General features: G+C 70.8%; 16 protein-coding genes. 11 read left to right on the top strand and 5 right to left on the bottom strand.

The window, feature by feature from the left end:
* The first annotated feature begins 112 nt into the window (after positions 1-112).
* Positions 113-817 (top strand): GntR family transcriptional regulator, encoded by a 705-nt coding sequence (locus tag ADK86_RS22700; protein ID WP_053698276.1) that lies wholly within the window; start codon positions 113-115, stop codon positions 815-817.
* A complete protein-coding gene (locus ADK86_RS22695) occupies positions 814-2,133 on the top strand; it encodes an MFS transporter (protein WP_078952192.1) in 1,320 nt (439 codons plus the stop codon). Before ADK86_RS22700 ends, ADK86_RS22695 begins: the two co-directional genes overlap by 4 nt.
* Before the next feature lie 111 nt (positions 2,134-2,244).
* Here ADK86_RS22695 and ADK86_RS22690 read toward each other — a convergent pair whose 3' ends face one another.
* Positions 2,245-3,069 (bottom strand): maleylpyruvate isomerase family mycothiol-dependent enzyme, encoded by an 825-nt coding sequence (locus tag ADK86_RS22690; protein WP_053698238.1) that lies wholly within the window; start codon positions 3,067-3,069, stop codon positions 2,245-2,247.
* A gap of 143 nt (positions 3,070-3,212) precedes the next feature.
* Between ADK86_RS22690 and ADK86_RS22685 the strand changes: the two genes are divergently transcribed.
* Positions 3,213-4,001, top strand: coding sequence for a carbon-nitrogen family hydrolase (locus ADK86_RS22685; protein ID WP_053698237.1), 789 nt, complete (start codon positions 3,213-3,215; stop codon positions 3,999-4,001).
* Between the two features lie 14 nt (positions 4,002-4,015).
* Here the strand turns inward: ADK86_RS22685 and ADK86_RS22680 are convergent, their stop codons facing one another.
* Complete coding sequence (locus tag ADK86_RS22680; protein WP_053698236.1) at positions 4,016-4,510, bottom strand: LURP-one-related/scramblase family protein; 495 nt, start codon at positions 4,508-4,510, stop codon at positions 4,016-4,018.
* A 177-nt stretch (positions 4,511-4,687) separates the two neighbouring features.
* Between ADK86_RS22680 and ADK86_RS22675 the strand changes: the two genes are divergently transcribed.
* A complete protein-coding gene (locus tag ADK86_RS22675; RefSeq protein ID WP_053698235.1) occupies positions 4,688-4,876 on the top strand; it encodes a hypothetical protein in 189 nt (62 codons plus the stop codon).
* A gap of 101 nt (positions 4,877-4,977) precedes the next feature.
* Positions 4,978-6,825: an NHL domain-containing thioredoxin family protein gene (locus tag ADK86_RS22670; RefSeq protein WP_053698234.1), complete on the top strand. Its 1,848-nt coding sequence runs from the start codon at positions 4,978-4,980 to the stop codon at positions 6,823-6,825.
* Between the two features lie 45 nt (positions 6,826-6,870).
* Here the strand turns inward: ADK86_RS22670 and ADK86_RS40175 are convergent, their stop codons facing one another.
* Positions 6,871-7,527, bottom strand: a complete 657-nt coding sequence (locus tag ADK86_RS40175) for a DUF4232 domain-containing protein (RefSeq protein WP_063789060.1) — start codon at positions 7,525-7,527, stop codon at positions 6,871-6,873.
* A gap of 351 nt (positions 7,528-7,878) precedes the next feature.
* Here ADK86_RS40175 and ADK86_RS22660 point away from each other — a divergent pair, with 351 nt between their 5' ends.
* The 6 genes from ADK86_RS22660 (at position 7,879) to tgmC (ending at position 12,456) form a co-directional block, all read left to right on the top strand.
* Positions 7,879-9,081 carry a helix-turn-helix domain-containing protein gene (locus tag ADK86_RS22660; RefSeq protein WP_053698274.1) on the top strand — a complete coding sequence of 401 codons (1,203 nt, stop codon included), beginning with the start codon at positions 7,879-7,881 and terminating at the stop codon, positions 9,079-9,081.
* A gap of 195 nt (positions 9,082-9,276) precedes the next feature.
* Positions 9,277-9,660, top strand: a complete 384-nt coding sequence (locus ADK86_RS22655) for a hypothetical protein (protein ID WP_234345967.1) — start codon at positions 9,277-9,279, stop codon at positions 9,658-9,660.
* Between the two features lie 166 nt (positions 9,661-9,826).
* Positions 9,827-10,087, top strand: a complete 261-nt coding sequence (locus tag ADK86_RS22650) for a hypothetical protein (protein WP_053698231.1) — start codon at positions 9,827-9,829, stop codon at positions 10,085-10,087.
* The gene (gene tgmA / locus ADK86_RS22645; RefSeq protein ID WP_078952191.1) at positions 10,084-10,356 is read left to right on the top strand and encodes a putative ATP-grasp-modified RiPP; all 273 of its coding nucleotides are present in this window, start codon (positions 10,084-10,086) and stop codon (positions 10,354-10,356) included. The genes ADK86_RS22650 and tgmA overlap by 4 nt, the downstream gene beginning before the upstream one ends.
* A gap of 11 nt (positions 10,357-10,367) precedes the next feature.
* Positions 10,368-11,342: an ATP-grasp ribosomal peptide maturase gene (gene tgmB / locus ADK86_RS22640; RefSeq protein WP_053698230.1), complete on the top strand. Its 975-nt coding sequence runs from the start codon at positions 10,368-10,370 to the stop codon at positions 11,340-11,342.
* A complete protein-coding gene (gene tgmC, locus ADK86_RS22635; protein WP_053698229.1) occupies positions 11,335-12,456 on the top strand; it encodes an ATP-grasp peptide maturase system methyltransferase in 1,122 nt (373 codons plus the stop codon). Before tgmB ends, tgmC begins: the two co-directional genes overlap by 8 nt.
* 40 nt (positions 12,457-12,496) lie before the next feature.
* Here the strand turns inward: tgmC and ADK86_RS22630 are convergent, their stop codons facing one another.
* Complete coding sequence (locus tag ADK86_RS22630) at positions 12,497-12,727, bottom strand: DUF6458 family protein (protein WP_003980373.1); 231 nt, start codon at positions 12,725-12,727, stop codon at positions 12,497-12,499.
* Positions 12,728-12,824: 97 nt separating this feature from the next.
* Positions 12,825-13,529: a DUF4232 domain-containing protein gene (locus ADK86_RS22625; protein WP_053698228.1), complete on the bottom strand. Its 705-nt coding sequence runs from the start codon at positions 13,527-13,529 to the stop codon at positions 12,825-12,827.
* Positions 13,530-13,695: the final 166 nt, after the last annotated feature.

Here is a 13,695-nt window from a genome sequence, read left to right as displayed (position 1 = left end):
TCAGCCCGGGCGCCCACTCGCCAGGGGCCTCCCGGCCCCTCCCGCCCTCCATTCCGTCCCGCATCCTGGACCACCCTGCCCGACGCATACGTGTTGTATCTATGCTGTGCGCATGCCATCAGTCGCCGCTCCGGTCACAGCTGCGCCGGAAACCCCCACCCGCACCGCCGCCACCCCCACGAAAACCCCGCCCGCCGCCGAGCGCGTCTACGCGTACGTCAAGCAAGCCGTACTGGAGCGGCGCTACGAGGGCGGGATGCTGCTCACCGAAGGCGAGCTGGCCGAGGCCGTCGGCGTGTCGCGTACGCCCGTGCGGGAGGCGCTGCTGCGCCTTGAGGTCGAGGGGCTGATGAAGCTCTACCCGAAGAAGGGCGCCATGGTCCTGCCGGTCTCCGCGCAGGAGATCGCGGACGTGGTGGAGACCCGCCTGCTGGTCGAGGAGCACGCGGCCCGCAAGGCCGTGCCTGCCTCGCCCGCGCTCATCGCCGAGCTGGAGGAGCAGCTCGTGAAGATGGAGGAACTGGCCGCCTCCGGCGACCTCGCCGCCGTGTCCGTCGCCGACCGCTGCTTCCACGCGGCGATCGTGCGCAGCGCGGGCAACCAGATCCTGGACCGGCTGTACGAGCAGCTGCGCGACCGGCAGCTGCGGATGGGCGTCGCCGTCATGCACGCCCACCCGGACCGCATCGCGAAGAACATCGCCGAGCACGGGGAGATCCTCCGGGCGCTGCGCGCCGGGGACGCGGCCGCGGCCGTGGACGCCGTGCACCGGCACGTCAGCTGGGTGCGGAACCTGGCCCAGGGGGACGTCCGATGAGCGGCTCCACCACCGGCCGGGGCGCCCTGCTGCCCGGCGACCCGCCCGGCGGCCGCAAGGCCATGGCGGTCTGGGGCATCGGTGTCGCCGTCTACTTCGTGGCGATCACCTACCGTACGAGCCTCGGCGTGGCCGGACTGGACGCGGCGGAACGTTTCCACATCAACGCCTCCGCGCTGTCCACCTTCTCCATCCTCCAACTGCTCGTCTACGCGGGCATGCAGATACCCGTCGGCCTGCTGGTCGACCGGCTCGGCACCAAGAAGGTGCTGATCCTGGGCGTGGTGCTGTACACCGTCGGCCAGTTCGGCTTCGCGCTCTCGCAGTCGTACGCGATGGCGCTCGGCTCGCGGGCGCTCCTCGGGTGCGGTGACGCGCTCACGTTCATCAGCGTGCTGCGGCTGGGCGCGCGCTGGTTCCCGGCCCGGCGCGGCCCCCTGATAGCCCAGATCGCCGCCCTCATCGGGATGGCGGGCAACCTCGTCTCCACGCTCGTCCTCGCCCGGCTGCTGCACGCCTTCGGCTGGACACCGACCTTCGCGGCCAGCGCGCTCGGCGGCATCGTCGTCCTCGCTCTGGTGCTGGCCTTCCTCAAGGACCACCCCGAGGGTTACGAGCCCGCCCCGGCGCCCGCCACACACACCGGCGCCGCCTTCGTCCGCCGTCAGATAGCCGACGCCTGGCGCGAGCCGGGCACCCGGCTGGGCATGTGGGTGCACTTCACCACCCAGTTCCCGGCGATGGTCTTCCTGCTGCTGTGGGGCCTGCCGTTCCTCGTCGAGGCCCAGGGCCTGACGCGCGGTGAGGCGGGCGAACTGCTCACCCTCGTCGTGCTGTCCAACATGGTCGTCGGCCTGGTCTACGGGCAGGTCATCGCCCGTCACCACGCCGCCCGTACGCCGCTGGCGCTCGGCACCGTCGCCGCCACCGCACTGCTGTGGGCGATCACGCTGGCCTGGCCGGCCGACCACGCGCCCGTATGGCTGCTGATCGTGCTGTGCACGGTGCTCGGCGCCTGCGGCCCCGCCTCGATGATCGGCTTCGACTTCGCCCGCCCGGCCAACCCGCCGGAGCGCCAGGGCACCGCCTCAGGCATCGTCAACATGGGCGGCTTCACGGCCTCGATGACGACGCTGCTGGCGATCGGCATCCTGCTGGACGCCACCGGCGACAACTACCGCATCGCGTTCGTCTCGGTCTTCGTCCTCCAGGCGCTCGGCGTCGCGCAGATCCTGCGGCTGCGCGGCCGGGCGCACCGGCGGGAGCGGGAACGGCTGGTGACGAGCCGGGTGGAGGCGGTGCACGTACCGGCGTAGCGGGGCGGCGCGTACGGGTGTGACGGGGCGGCGCGCGTACGGGCGTCATGGGATCGCGTACGTACCGGCGTAACGGGACGGCCGAAACCCGGCAGCGCCCGCCTCGGCCCCCTACGGAGTGATCGCGAAGTGCTCCAGGATCGCCGCCGCCAGCTCCCGCTCGCCGTCGATCTTGACCTGGTCGGTGACGGCGGCGGGCCGCACCCGGCCGCAGGCCAGCCGGAGGAAGATCTCCCAGTCCATCGAGAGCGTCACGGCCGGGCCGAGCGAGACGCTCTCGTCGATCGAGCCGTTGCCCTGCGCGTCCACCCGGACCGTCCGCATGAACTCCAGCGCGCCGCTCACGTCGAAGACGACGGCCGAACCGGCGGGCGCGCCCGAGTGCTTGGCGACCACCTTCGGCAGCGCGAGCAGCAGCAGGTCGCGGGTGAGCTGGCCGCCGGGCGAGTCGAGGTTGCCGGGCAGGTTCAGCGCGTGGCGCAGGTCCTGTTCGTGGACCCATACGTCGAACGCCCGCTGCCGCAGGGCGTACGCCAGCGTGCGCTCCTCGCCGAGCGGGGTGCGCAGCACCGTCTCGGGGTCGCGGGTCTCGTTCCGCAGCGACCGCGCGCGACGAATGATCATGTACTCCAGCTCGGCGGTCATCTCCGGACCGGTGTGATGCCGCCGGACGTCCACCTGGAGCTCCATCCGGCGGGCGAAATCCGTGCGTACGTGGTAGAGGTCGCGCGGCAGGGAATGGATGGGCCGGGGGTCGCCGAGCATCTCGCTCTCCAGGCCGATGATGTGCGAGACGACATCGCGCACGGACCACCCCGGAAGATCCGTCGGCCTGTTCCAGTCGCCTTCGACCAGTGGCTTGACCAGCTCGGATATCGCTTCGATGGAGTGCGTCCAGGCGTCGATGGAGGGCTGCAGGCTGGGATGGACGGTCACGGAACCCCTCGGACGGTCGTACGCGGGCTGCTGTCTGTGCAGTTAAGTTACGCTGCGCACGGGCACCCCGGCAGTGCTTTCGGGTGACCATCGTAGGCCGATTTTTGACGGCGACCCGGCTCGAATGCTTAGGCGGTGGTACTGTGCGCGCTTCACTGATCCAGCTTCATGTGGACACGGCGGAACCGGTCAACGCGCGGCGGGAGCGGGCCTGTTCGCTGGTCCGCGAGCGCGCGGCCAGCGATCTCGTCGTCCTCCCCGAGCTGTGGCCGGTCGGCGCCTTCGCGTTCGAGACGTTCGCCGACGAGGCCGAACCGCTCGAAGGCCCCACGTATCAGGCGATGTCGGAAGCCGCCCGCGACACCGGTGTCTGGCTGCACGCGGGCTCGTTCGTGGAGCGCGCCCCCGACGGCACCCTCTACAACACCTCGCTCGTCTTCTCCCCCGACGGCCGGCTCGCCGCCTCCTACCGGAAGATCCACCGCTTCGGTTTCGACAAGGGCGAGGCGGTCCTGATGGGCGCGGGCGAGAAGCCCGTCACCGTCCCGCTCCCGGACACGACCCTGGGCCTGGCCACCTGTTACGACCTGCGTTTCCCGGAACTCTTCCGCCAGTTGGTGGACGCCGGCGCGCAGACCCTCGTCATCCCCGCCGGCTGGCCCGCCCGCCGCCGCGCCCACTGGTCGCTGCTGGCCCGCGCCCGCGCGGTGGAGAACCAGAGCTACGTACTGGCCTGCGGCACCGCGGGCACGAACGGCGGCGTCGAGCAGGCCGGCCACAGTGTCGCCGTCGATCCGTGGGGCGAGGTGCTGGCGGAGGCCGGTCCGTACGAGGAAGTGCTGACCGTGGAGCTCGATCCGGCCAAGGTGGGCAAGACCCGGGAGGACTTCCCGGCGCTGCGCGACCGGGTGCTGGGCCTGGACACCCCGTAACCGGAAGCGGCCCCTCAGTCGTCCCCCCGCTCCCGCTCCGCCAGCCGGATCACCCCCACCGCGACGGCGATGAGCAGCGAGGGATCGGCGTCCTCCCGCACCACCTGCACCGCATAGGTGTCCCGTACGGACAGCCAGCGGCGCGAGATGTCCGCGAGCAGTTCGCCGTCGTACTCGACGGCGAACTCACGGTCCAGGATCTTGCCGCTGACGTCCAGCTCGGTGCCGTCCACCAGCTCCACGCGGTAGTGGTTGCGCAGCAGCGACAGCCGCTTGCGCCGGATGGTGGCCAGCGTCCGGTCGTCCCGCTCGATGGTCATGGTGTCGCGCAGGGCGAGCCACTTCTTGCGGATGGTCACCAGGACGCGCCGGTCGGTGTCCTTCAGCTCGAAGGTCTCGCGCAGTCGCAGCGCCTTCCCGTCGACGAGATAAACGTGCCGCCCGTGCTCGTCATCGATCCAGTAATCGTCACCGATGCCGAAAATCCGGTCGTGAATGAGATACCTCATGCCGGACATGTTCCCGGCCCTCGCCTGCCAACGCCCCGCACCACTCCGCGCCACCTCCCCCATATCCCCGCCTCCTCCCCGGCGCACCACCATCGGGCCCGTACAGCCAGGTGACCTTCCGCGCCCCGTACGCGGGTCCTTCACCACCCCGCGCCGCCCCGCACGGACCATGACCCCATGGCAGAAGCGGTCACCACCCGGCGGTTCACCCCCAAGGCGGGCTGCCCCCGCTGCACCGACCTCGACACGGCCCGCCGCCGGGCGCGGGCCACCCACGACCGGAGCGCCGAGACGGACGCGCGGGTCCTGATCAAGAAGCACATGGGCGGGGAGCACGGGACGGTGCTGGAGGCGGGGTGGACGTGATCCGGACGCGGGAGGGCTTTGTACGGGGTGCGCCCTGTCGGCTGCCTCACACGCCGTACTCCCGTGACCGCGTGTTCATGCCCAGGTGGCACCCTTGAACCATGAACGACGCCCCCGCTTCGAACACCCCGCGCCGCGCCCGAGTCCGCGCCCCCGAGCTGGTCGGAAAGGGCGGCTGGCTGAACACCGGCGGCAAGGAATACACCCTTGCCGACCTGCGGGGCCGCATCGTGATCCTGGATTTTTGGACCTTCTGCTGCGTGAACTGCCTGCACGTACTCGACGAGCTGCGGGAGCTGGAGGAGCGGCACCGGGACACCGTGGTGATCATCGGGGTGCACTCGCCGAAGTTCGTGCACGAGGCCGAGCACCAGGCCGTGGTGGACGCCGTCGAGCGGTACGAGGTCGAGCACCCGGTGCTGGACGACCCGGAGCTGGCCACCTGGAAGCAGTACGCGGTACGGGCCTGGCCGACGCTGGTCGTGATCGACCCCGAGGGGTACGTCGTCGCCCAGCACGCCGGTGAGGGGCACGCGCACGCCATCGAGACGCTGGTCGGTGAGCTGGAGGCGGAGCACGAGGCGAAGGGGACGCTGCGGCGCGGCGACGGGCCGTACGTACCGCCGGAGCCGGTCGCCACCGACCTGCGCTTCCCCGGCAAGGCGCTGCGCCTGCCCGGCGGCACCTTCCTGGTCTCGGACACCACCCGGCACCAGCTCGTGGAGCTGGCCGCGGACGGCGAGACCGTACTGCGCCGGATCGGCAGCGGCGAGCGCGGCTTCGGCGCGGACGCCTTCAGCGAGCCGCAGGGCCTGGCGCTGCTGCCGGACGGCAAGGTCGCGGTCGCCGACACGGTCAACCACGCGATCCGTACGTTCGACCTGGAGACCGGCGAGATCGCCACCGTGGCCGGCACCGGCAAGCAGTGGTGGCAGGGCTCGGCGACCTCCGGCCCCGCCCGCGAGGTGGACCTGTCCTCGCCGTGGGACGTGGCCTGGTGGCAGGACCGGCTGTGGATCGCGATGGCGGGCGTGCACCAGCTGTGGACGTACGACCCGGCCACCGAGACCGTCGAGGCGGCCGCCGGTACGACCAACGAGGGCCTGGTGGACGGACCGGCGGCGGAGGCGTGGTTCGCGCAGCCGTCCGGCCTGGCGGCGGCCGGGGACCGGCTGTGGGTCGCGGACTCCGAGACCAGCGCGGTCCGCTGGCTGGACACGGACCTTGTCGTGCACACCGCGGTCGGCACCGGTCTGTTCGACTTCGGCCATCGCGACGGCGACGCGGCCCAGGCGCTGCTCCAGCACCCGCTGGGCGTCACCGCGCTCCCTGACGGCTCGGTCGCCGTCTCCGACACGTACAACCACGCGCTGCGCCGCTACGACCCCGCGACCGGCGAGGTCAGCACGCTCGCGACCGACCTGCGCGAACCGTCCGACGCGGTGCTCGTCGGCGACGAGGGCTCCGGCGACCCGGAGATCGTCGTGGTCGAGTCGGCACGCCACCGCCTGACCCGGCTGCGGCTGCCCGAGGAGGCCGTACGGGTCGAGTCGGTCGCGCACCGCACCCAGCGCGCGGCCACCGAGGTCGGCCCCGGAAAGCTCCGCCTCGACGTCATCTTCCAGGCCCCCGCGGGCCAGAAACTGGACCTCCGGTACGGCCCGTCCACCCGCCTCCTGGTCAGCTCGACCCCGCCCGAACTGCTGGCCTCCGGCGACGGCGCGGACACCGACCTCGCCCGCGACCTGGTGCTGGCGGACGGCGTGACGGAGGGCGTGCTGCACGTCTCCGCGATGGCGGCGTCCTGCGACGACGACCCGGCGATCGAGTACCCGGCCTGCCATGTGCACCAGCAGGACTGGGGCGTCCCGGTGCGGGTGGTCGAGGGCGGGACGGAGCGGCTGGCGCTGGTGCTGGCGGGGATGGACGAGGGCGCGGCCCAGGAGTAGCCGGGCAGGGGCGGGCGGCCCTCGCCAGGGCCGCCCGCCCCGCCCCTACCCCTTCGGCTTCGTATAGCTCTCCGCCCGGCTCAGCGTGCTCTGCCAGTACGTGACCTGGGAGGCGCCGACCGCCACCGGCGCGTTACGGAAGTCGACGCGCTGCGGCGGCCCCTTCGGAGAGCCGTTCAGATCGCTCCCGCTGAATTCGACCGTCGCGTACGTCTTCTTGCCACTGCCCTTCTGGGCGGCGGTGCCGGTCGGAATACTCGCCCAGACCGTCCCCTTGGGCCGTACGGTCTCCACGTCCCCGCCCATCACATTGCTGTCCTTGAGCAGCGGCAACGGGTCCTTGGCGCCGTTGAAGCGGACCAGCGGGTGGTTGTAGAGCAGGCAGGAACGGGTGCTGCTGATGTTCACGGCCTTGATCACCACATGATCGTTGGGCGCATGCGAATAAATCTCGAACCGGAACATCCCGGGACCGCACGCCCGCGCACCACGCGACCCGGCCGCCGCACCGGCACCCGCCGCCGCGCCACCACCGATGATCTTTTTCGTCTTGCTCTTGGACGATTTCTTCGACGACGACTTCTTCGAGCTGCTCTTGCTGCTCTTCGAATTCCCGGAACATCCGGCCAGAGCAAGCGATCCGGCCATCGCGACGGCCAGTGCCGCGTAGGCGGCGGGGCGGCGGGAGCGGCGTGCGGTCATGGGGTCCCCCAGTGGTGTCACTGCGTTCAGTGGTGCGGATTGGGCGGGGCGTGTGTGGGTGGCATGGCAACGACACCATAGCGAGTGGCCGGTGATACGCCAGAGCCGTCGGGGGGCGCCCCGTCATCAGTGACCGGCCTTGTCACTTTTCTTCGTATTGAGGGTCGGTCCGCGAAGGGTGAGCCGATTGCATTGATCAAGTGCGACGGAATGTCGCATTTCTGGGATGGGTATGGATCGGTGAGTCGGTGCATTTCGCATTCCGGGTGTTCTGCTCACCGTTGGCGTGTCAGTGGCGGGCCCTACCATCGAAGCAAGCCGCCGAGCCTGATCGAACCCACCGAGGTGATCGTGAGCAACTGGGCCGATTTCACGACTGGTAAGCGCATCAAGCACCTGCGCGGTTCCGACCTGACACAGCAGGGGCTCGCCGAGGCCGCGGGCGTCTCCCTCGCCCTGGTGCAGAAGGCCGAGCAGGACCGCGGTGAGCTGTCCGTCGGTTCGCTGCTCAGGATCGCCGGTGCGCTGAATACGGACGTATCCGTGATCCTGGGGCAGCAGGCGCCGCGCCGGGGCGCGAGCCGGGACACCAGGGCCGCTCTGCGGCGGCTTTCCGACGCGGTGCACGAGAGTGCCCTCGGGGACTGGGACGGCGCAGGGGAGCCGAGCACGCTCGGTGAGCTGTCGGCCGCTCACAAGCGCGTGGAAATCACGTACTGGCGCGGCGACTACGGCGAGTTGAGTGAGCTCATCGCCAAGGTGCTGCTCGAAGGGAGCGTCCGGTACGGGCAGGCGACAGGGCACGAGCGGGAACGACTGGGGTCGGTCCTCGCCGGCACCTACCAGTTCGCGTCGTCGGCCGCGATTCTGCTCGGCCAGCGCGATCTCGCCCTGAGCGCGCTCACCTCTGCGCGTCGTCTGGCGGAAGACTCCGGTGATGTGGTGCTGGCCGCGCTCCTGGAGTCGACGTTGTCGTGGGTTCACCTACGCAGCGCGAAGGTGTCCCGGGCTGTTGCCGTCGCCGAGCGTGCCGCGCTGCGGATCGAGCCGTCGTTCAGCAAGGCGTCCGGCCCCCAACTGCTCGCATACGGGCGCCTGATGATCTCCGCTGCGGTCGCCGCCTCACGACGCGGCGATGCCGTATCCGCCGATGACTACCTGTCACAGGCGCATGCGGCAGCGGCGAGGCTCGGTCGGGACGTGGCGCTGTACGGCACCCACTTCGGCCCCACCGCGGCGAGCACCGAAGCCGTGGGAATCGCCGTGGCGCTCGGCAACCACGGAAAGGCGCTGGGCCTGGCATCCCGCACAGAACTGCCGCCTTCCATGCCCAAACTCGCGCGGAACCGCTACAAGCTCGACGTGGCCCTCGCCCAGTGCGGTGCCGGCCTTCATGACCAGGCAGGCAACACGCTGGTCGAAGTCGGGCTCGATGCTCCGGAGTGGGTCAGGCACCAGGCGTTGCCCGCCATCATCGGGAAGCGGCTCGCGAACGTCTCGACGGCGCGTGTCCGGCGGATCGGTGAGGTGATCGGCGTGCCCTTGATCGCATGAGTCCCACGGAGCGTACGAGTCGGGACCGATGGCCGACTTCGGTCCTACGCCCCATCTCTTCACCGTGCGCGAACGCATGGGCACCCTCAGTGCATGGCCAGCGCCGAGAGTGGACAGAGGCAGGGACGGACCACGCACCGTCGAACCGAGCACACCCTGAGACGCCGTCAGGCACTCGCGGACGCGGCAGCGGGTATGCCGACGGGCGAGGACGGCGTACCCGCCGAACCCGCGGGGATCGCGCGCTTCCGCTGCGTGATCTACCTGTGCGGCGCACCTGACACCGACCTCGGCACGGCCCGTAAGGAATGCACCGAGTACGCCGGGGACTTCGGGTGGGAGATCACCGGCGTGATCGAGGAGCACGTCGGGTTGCTGCCGCCCGACGGACGCGACGGGCTCGGGCGGGCAATCGAGCGCGTTCAGCTCGGCGAGGCCGGTGCCGTGCTCACCGCGTGGCGCTCGATGATCTCGCCCGTACCTCAGGAGTACGACGCGATCGCTCGTGAGATCGAAAAGGCCGGCGGTTTCCTGCACGTCAGGGACTCGGGGCGCAAGCGAGAGGGCCGGACACCGTGAACGTTCCGCAGGAAGACCTGAGCCGCCCGCCCGTACCCGCACCAGGCTGCGCGACGTGTACAGCCCTCGCCGCACAGCGAGCCGAGGCCCGGGCCAGATTCGACGCCAGCGCACAGACCGACGCCAACGTCCTCATGCGCCAGCACCAGCGCCGGGAGCACCCCTGATGCCCCGGCGGACGTTCCGGTACGTGCCGTTCACGATCAGCCAGGACCGGACGGCGGAGCCGGAGTACGAGGCCCGGTGCGTGTCCGGTGACGAGACGGAGTGCGGCGCGGAGTCCGGCACACACCACGCCCCGGGCCCCGTCGAGGAGTGGCAGCGCAAGCACACGCAGGAGACGGGGCACCGGCGGTATCGCCGGAACTTCGGTGACTACGCCGTCCTACAGCCAGCCCCGTATGAAGCGATCAAGGAGAAGACATGAAAACGGAACTCGTAGGTACGGAGACCGCTGTACCGACCCCGTGGGGGATGCGCCGCCTGGTACCACTGCGTAACGGGTCTGCCTCGCCGTGGCGGTACGAGGGCATTGACCCCGTCACGCAGACCGGCCGGTGGAGCGGGCAGGTCGGAACGATCACACCTGCCGAACTCGGCAAGCACGGCACGAGCGTGAACACCTACCCGCCCACCCAGGTCGGCAAGGACGGCAAAGTGGATGCCGACTCCGGCCACGACGCCACGCAGGACTAGGCGGCGGCGCTATGGACGGACGCCCGGTATTGGTGTGTACGGAGTACGAGGACGCGACCGCTGACCTCGTCATCACGGAACTGAACCGTCGGCGGGTGCCCGTCCTCCGGTTCGACCCGGGGCGCGACTTCCCGGCGTCCGTCTCGCTCGCCGCGCGTATCGGGGACGGGCGCGCCGGCCGGACGGGGTGGAGTGGGTACCTGACAACCGGGGAGCGTACGGCTGATCTCGCCGCCGTACGAGCCCTGTACCACCGTCGGCCGAGTCCCTACCTGTCGGGCAACGGTGAGCAGTCGGCCAGGTTCGCCGCGCAAGAGGCGCGTCGTGGCCTTGGCGGTGTGCTGGGAGCGTTGCCGGGTTGTCTGTACCTGAGTCACCCGCAGGCCATTGCACGGGCCGAGTACAAGCCCGCTCAGTTGGTTGCCGCGATCCGCGCAGGGCTCACGGTCCCCGCCACTCTCATCACCAACGACACTCGGGAGGCCGAACAGTTCTGTGCCGAACGGCCCGCGATCTACAAGCCGTTGCACGCTGGGCCGTACCAGGTCGAGGGGGAGCCCGCCGGAATCTGGGCCGCTCCGGTCGGGGTGGAGGAGATCGACGGAGCGGTGAGCCGTAGTGCACACCTTTTCCAGGCGCGGGTGCCCAAGGAAGCGGACGTGCGGGCGGTTGTCGTCGGTGAGCAGGCGTTCAGCGCGCGGATCACCGCCCCACCCGGGGTCGTGGACTGGAGAGCCGAATATCAGAACCTCATCTATGAGCCGGTCGCCTGCCCGAGAGAGACAGGCGGTGCGCTAAAGCGTTTTCTCGCCACCTTCGGACTGAACTTCGGAGCCTTCGACTTCGCCGTGACCGCGGACGGCACATGGTGGTTTCTGGAGTGCAACCCCAATGGCCAATGGGCGTGGCTCGAAGACGCGACCGCCCTCCCCATCACCCACGCCATCGCCGACCTGCTGGAGAATGGAACAACCCCGCATGACTGATCCCCGGAATTCGGAGCGCCTACGGGCCGGCCTCGTGCAGCATCTGCTCAAGTCCGGCGCCCTGAGCAGTCCCCGATGGGAGGCAGCTGTCAGGGCGGTGCCCCGCGAGGCGTTCCTATCGCGCGGCTGGTTCGAGTACGAAGAGGGTGGCTGGTACCGGCCTGTGGTGGGGGACGGCCCGGGCGGGCTCGTGCGGGTCTACGAAGACGACACCCTCGTGACGCAGGTCGCCGGGGGTGTCTTCCCCGACCAGGTCGAGGGGCGTATCGCCGCGGCCCCGTCGTCGTCCTCCACCCTGCCGAGCCTGGTCGTGCGGATGCTCGAAGAGCTGCGGGTGGCCGAGGGGATGCGGGTCCTGGAAATCGGTACGGGTACGGGCTATTCGACCGCGCTGCTCTGTCGGGCCGTCGGTGCGGACAACGTGACCACGGTCGAGGTCGACGCCGAGGTGTCCGCCCGTGCCGGGATGGCCCTAGCGGGCTCCGGTCACCGGCCTGTCCGCGTGGTCGGCGACGGGCTCGCGGGCCACGAGGAGGGCGGTCCGTACGATCGCGTGATCGCCACATGCGGCGTGCACACCGTGCCGGCGGACTGGATCGCTCAGACGCGGCCCGGGGGCGAGGTGCTGCTCACGGTGGGCGGATGGATGCACGCGTCCGAGCTCGTACGGCTGACGGTCTCCGACGATGGCACGGCCGGTGGGCCGGTTCTGGGCGGGCAGGTCTCGTTCATGCTGGCCCGGCCCCACCTTCCGCCGCCGTTGGGCCTCTTGCCGAACCTCGGGGAGGGGGACGCGGAACCCACCGAGCTGGGCGCGGACGCGCTCGACGACTGGACGGCCCGGTTCGTCGCACAGTTCGCCGCGCCGCGCGCACAGCGGCTGACGCTGGAACGTGAGGGGCGCGCGGAGCACGTCGTGATCGACGTGGACGCCGAGGCGTGGGCGGTGGTTTTCCACGACGGTGCGCGATGGTTGGTGCGGCAGGGCGGGCCTGCGCGCCTGTGGGACGAGATCACCGGGCGCGTTGTGCGGTGGCAAGCGGACGGGTGCCCGTCGGCCGACCGTATGTGGCTGCGCGTCGGGCCGGAAGGGCAGCGCCTCACCTGGGGGTGATCACGTACCGGCAGCCGTCGCCGGTACGTATCCACGCCCTTCAGTCCTCGTAATGCATCCGATGCGTCTCCTCCACCACCGGGGCCGCCGGGCTCGGGGGCTGCATGCGGCGGCGTTTGAAGATGCTGACGTAGGCCGCTATGCCGATGATGCCTACGGCCATCAGGATCAGGCCGACGAGGTGCAGGTTGACCCCGGCCATGTGCCAGTCCACCGCGAAGGTCAGGATGCCGCCCAGCGCGAGCAGACCGATGCACCATCCGATGCCCATGGTTTCCGCCTCCGTACGCGATTGGATGTTCCGGGCCGGTCGTGGACCGGGTACCCGGCGGCCCGGGTGCCAATCGCGTGGTGTGGGCGGGTGGTTGTCAGGGGGCGAGGGCGCGCTTCAGGTCGCGTTGCCAGTGTGAGACGCGGGCGTCGTCGTCCAGGTGGACGCCCTTCGGGAGCCGGACGCGGGCCTGGAGGCCGGGGAGGGTGTGGCCGTCGCGGTCGGTGAAGCCGATCGAGAGGGTGCGGGCTTCGCGGCCGGTGGTGTGCGTGGTGATGGTGGCGTAGGCGGTGCCGCCGGGGGCGAGGGTGAGCGGGGTGCGGGGCGCGCGGTTGGCGGGCCGTTCACGGAGGTGGGTGGGGTCCGTGTCGCCGGCGCGCAGGTGGGGGGAGCCGTGCAGGTCGCAGGCGGTACGGGAGGTGTTGGTGACCTGGAGGAGGATGCGGCCGGGCGGCTGGGGGAGCGGCTTGGCGGCCAGCGTGACCCGCGCGGGGTCGCAGGACGCGTGGACCCCGGTGGCGGTCCGGTCGGTGCGGGAGCCGGTCACCTCCGGGCCCAGCGGTTCGTCCGCGCCGCCGGAATCCTTGCCGAAGGGGTGGAACGGCTTGCCGTCGCTCGTCTTCAGCGCCTCCTGACCGCCGCACGCGGTGAGCAGGCCGAGAGCGGCCACCGCCGTGAGCCCGGCGGCGGCGGTCCGCAGCGTACGGGTACGGGCGAGCGTACGGGTACGGCCGCGCCCGTCGCCGTGGCGGCTGCGGTCGCGGCGTGCGGTGGCTGCCTCCGTAACGGTGCGGCGCGGCATGGGGTCTCCCGGGGTCGCTGCTGGTGCTGCATGCTGCGATGCCACCTTGACCTGCCGGGCTGCCGCTTGACTAACGCTTCCCTAACGGATGTGGCACGGAGTGGCCGCGAGGGGGGAGGAGCGAGGAGTGAGGAGGGGAGGAGGGGGGCGGTGCGGTCGGCGTCGG

Origin of the sequence: Streptomyces sp. NRRL F-5755 (assembly GCF_001279365.1) — a bacterium.
Lineage (GTDB): Bacteria > Actinomycetota > Actinomycetes > Streptomycetales > Streptomycetaceae > Streptomyces > Streptomyces rimosus.
Note: the sequence above shows the minus strand (reverse complement) of the source record. Positions and strands in the feature narration are given on the sequence as shown.

What these genes read in the sequence shown, in the direction of transcription:
- ADK86_RS22680 (WP_053698236.1), bottom strand. Translation starts at nt 4,510, where the DNA reads ATGAGGTATCTCATTCACGACCGGATTTTCGGCATCGGTGACGATTAC.
- ADK86_RS22625 (WP_053698228.1), bottom strand. Translation starts at nt 13,529, where the DNA reads ATGCCGCGCCGCACCGTTACGGAGGCAGCCACCGCACGCCGCGACCGC.
- ADK86_RS22655 (WP_234345967.1), top strand. Translation starts at nt 9,277, where the DNA reads ATGCCGACGGGCGAGGACGGCGTACCCGCCGAACCCGCGGGGATCGCG.
- tgmA (WP_078952191.1), top strand. Translation starts at nt 10,084, where the DNA reads ATGAAAACGGAACTCGTAGGTACGGAGACCGCTGTACCGACCCCGTGG.
- ADK86_RS22700 (WP_053698276.1), top strand. Translation starts at nt 113, where the DNA reads ATGCCATCAGTCGCCGCTCCGGTCACAGCTGCGCCGGAAACCCCCACC.
- tgmB (WP_053698230.1), top strand. Translation starts at nt 10,368, where the DNA reads ATGGACGGACGCCCGGTATTGGTGTGTACGGAGTACGAGGACGCGACC.
- ADK86_RS22630 (WP_003980373.1), bottom strand. Translation starts at nt 12,727, where the DNA reads ATGGGCATCGGATGGTGCATCGGTCTGCTCGCGCTGGGCGGCATCCTG.
- ADK86_RS22650 (WP_053698231.1), top strand. Translation starts at nt 9,827, where the DNA reads ATGCCCCGGCGGACGTTCCGGTACGTGCCGTTCACGATCAGCCAGGAC.
- ADK86_RS22695 (WP_078952192.1), top strand. Translation starts at nt 814, where the DNA reads ATGAGCGGCTCCACCACCGGCCGGGGCGCCCTGCTGCCCGGCGACCCG.
- ADK86_RS40175 (WP_063789060.1), bottom strand. Translation starts at nt 7,527, where the DNA reads ATGACCGCACGCCGCTCCCGCCGCCCCGCCGCCTACGCGGCACTGGCC.
- ADK86_RS22670 (WP_053698234.1), top strand. Translation starts at nt 4,978, where the DNA reads ATGAACGACGCCCCCGCTTCGAACACCCCGCGCCGCGCCCGAGTCCGC.
- ADK86_RS22675 (WP_053698235.1), top strand. Translation starts at nt 4,688, where the DNA reads ATGGCAGAAGCGGTCACCACCCGGCGGTTCACCCCCAAGGCGGGCTGC.
- tgmC (WP_053698229.1), top strand. Translation starts at nt 11,335, where the DNA reads ATGACTGATCCCCGGAATTCGGAGCGCCTACGGGCCGGCCTCGTGCAG.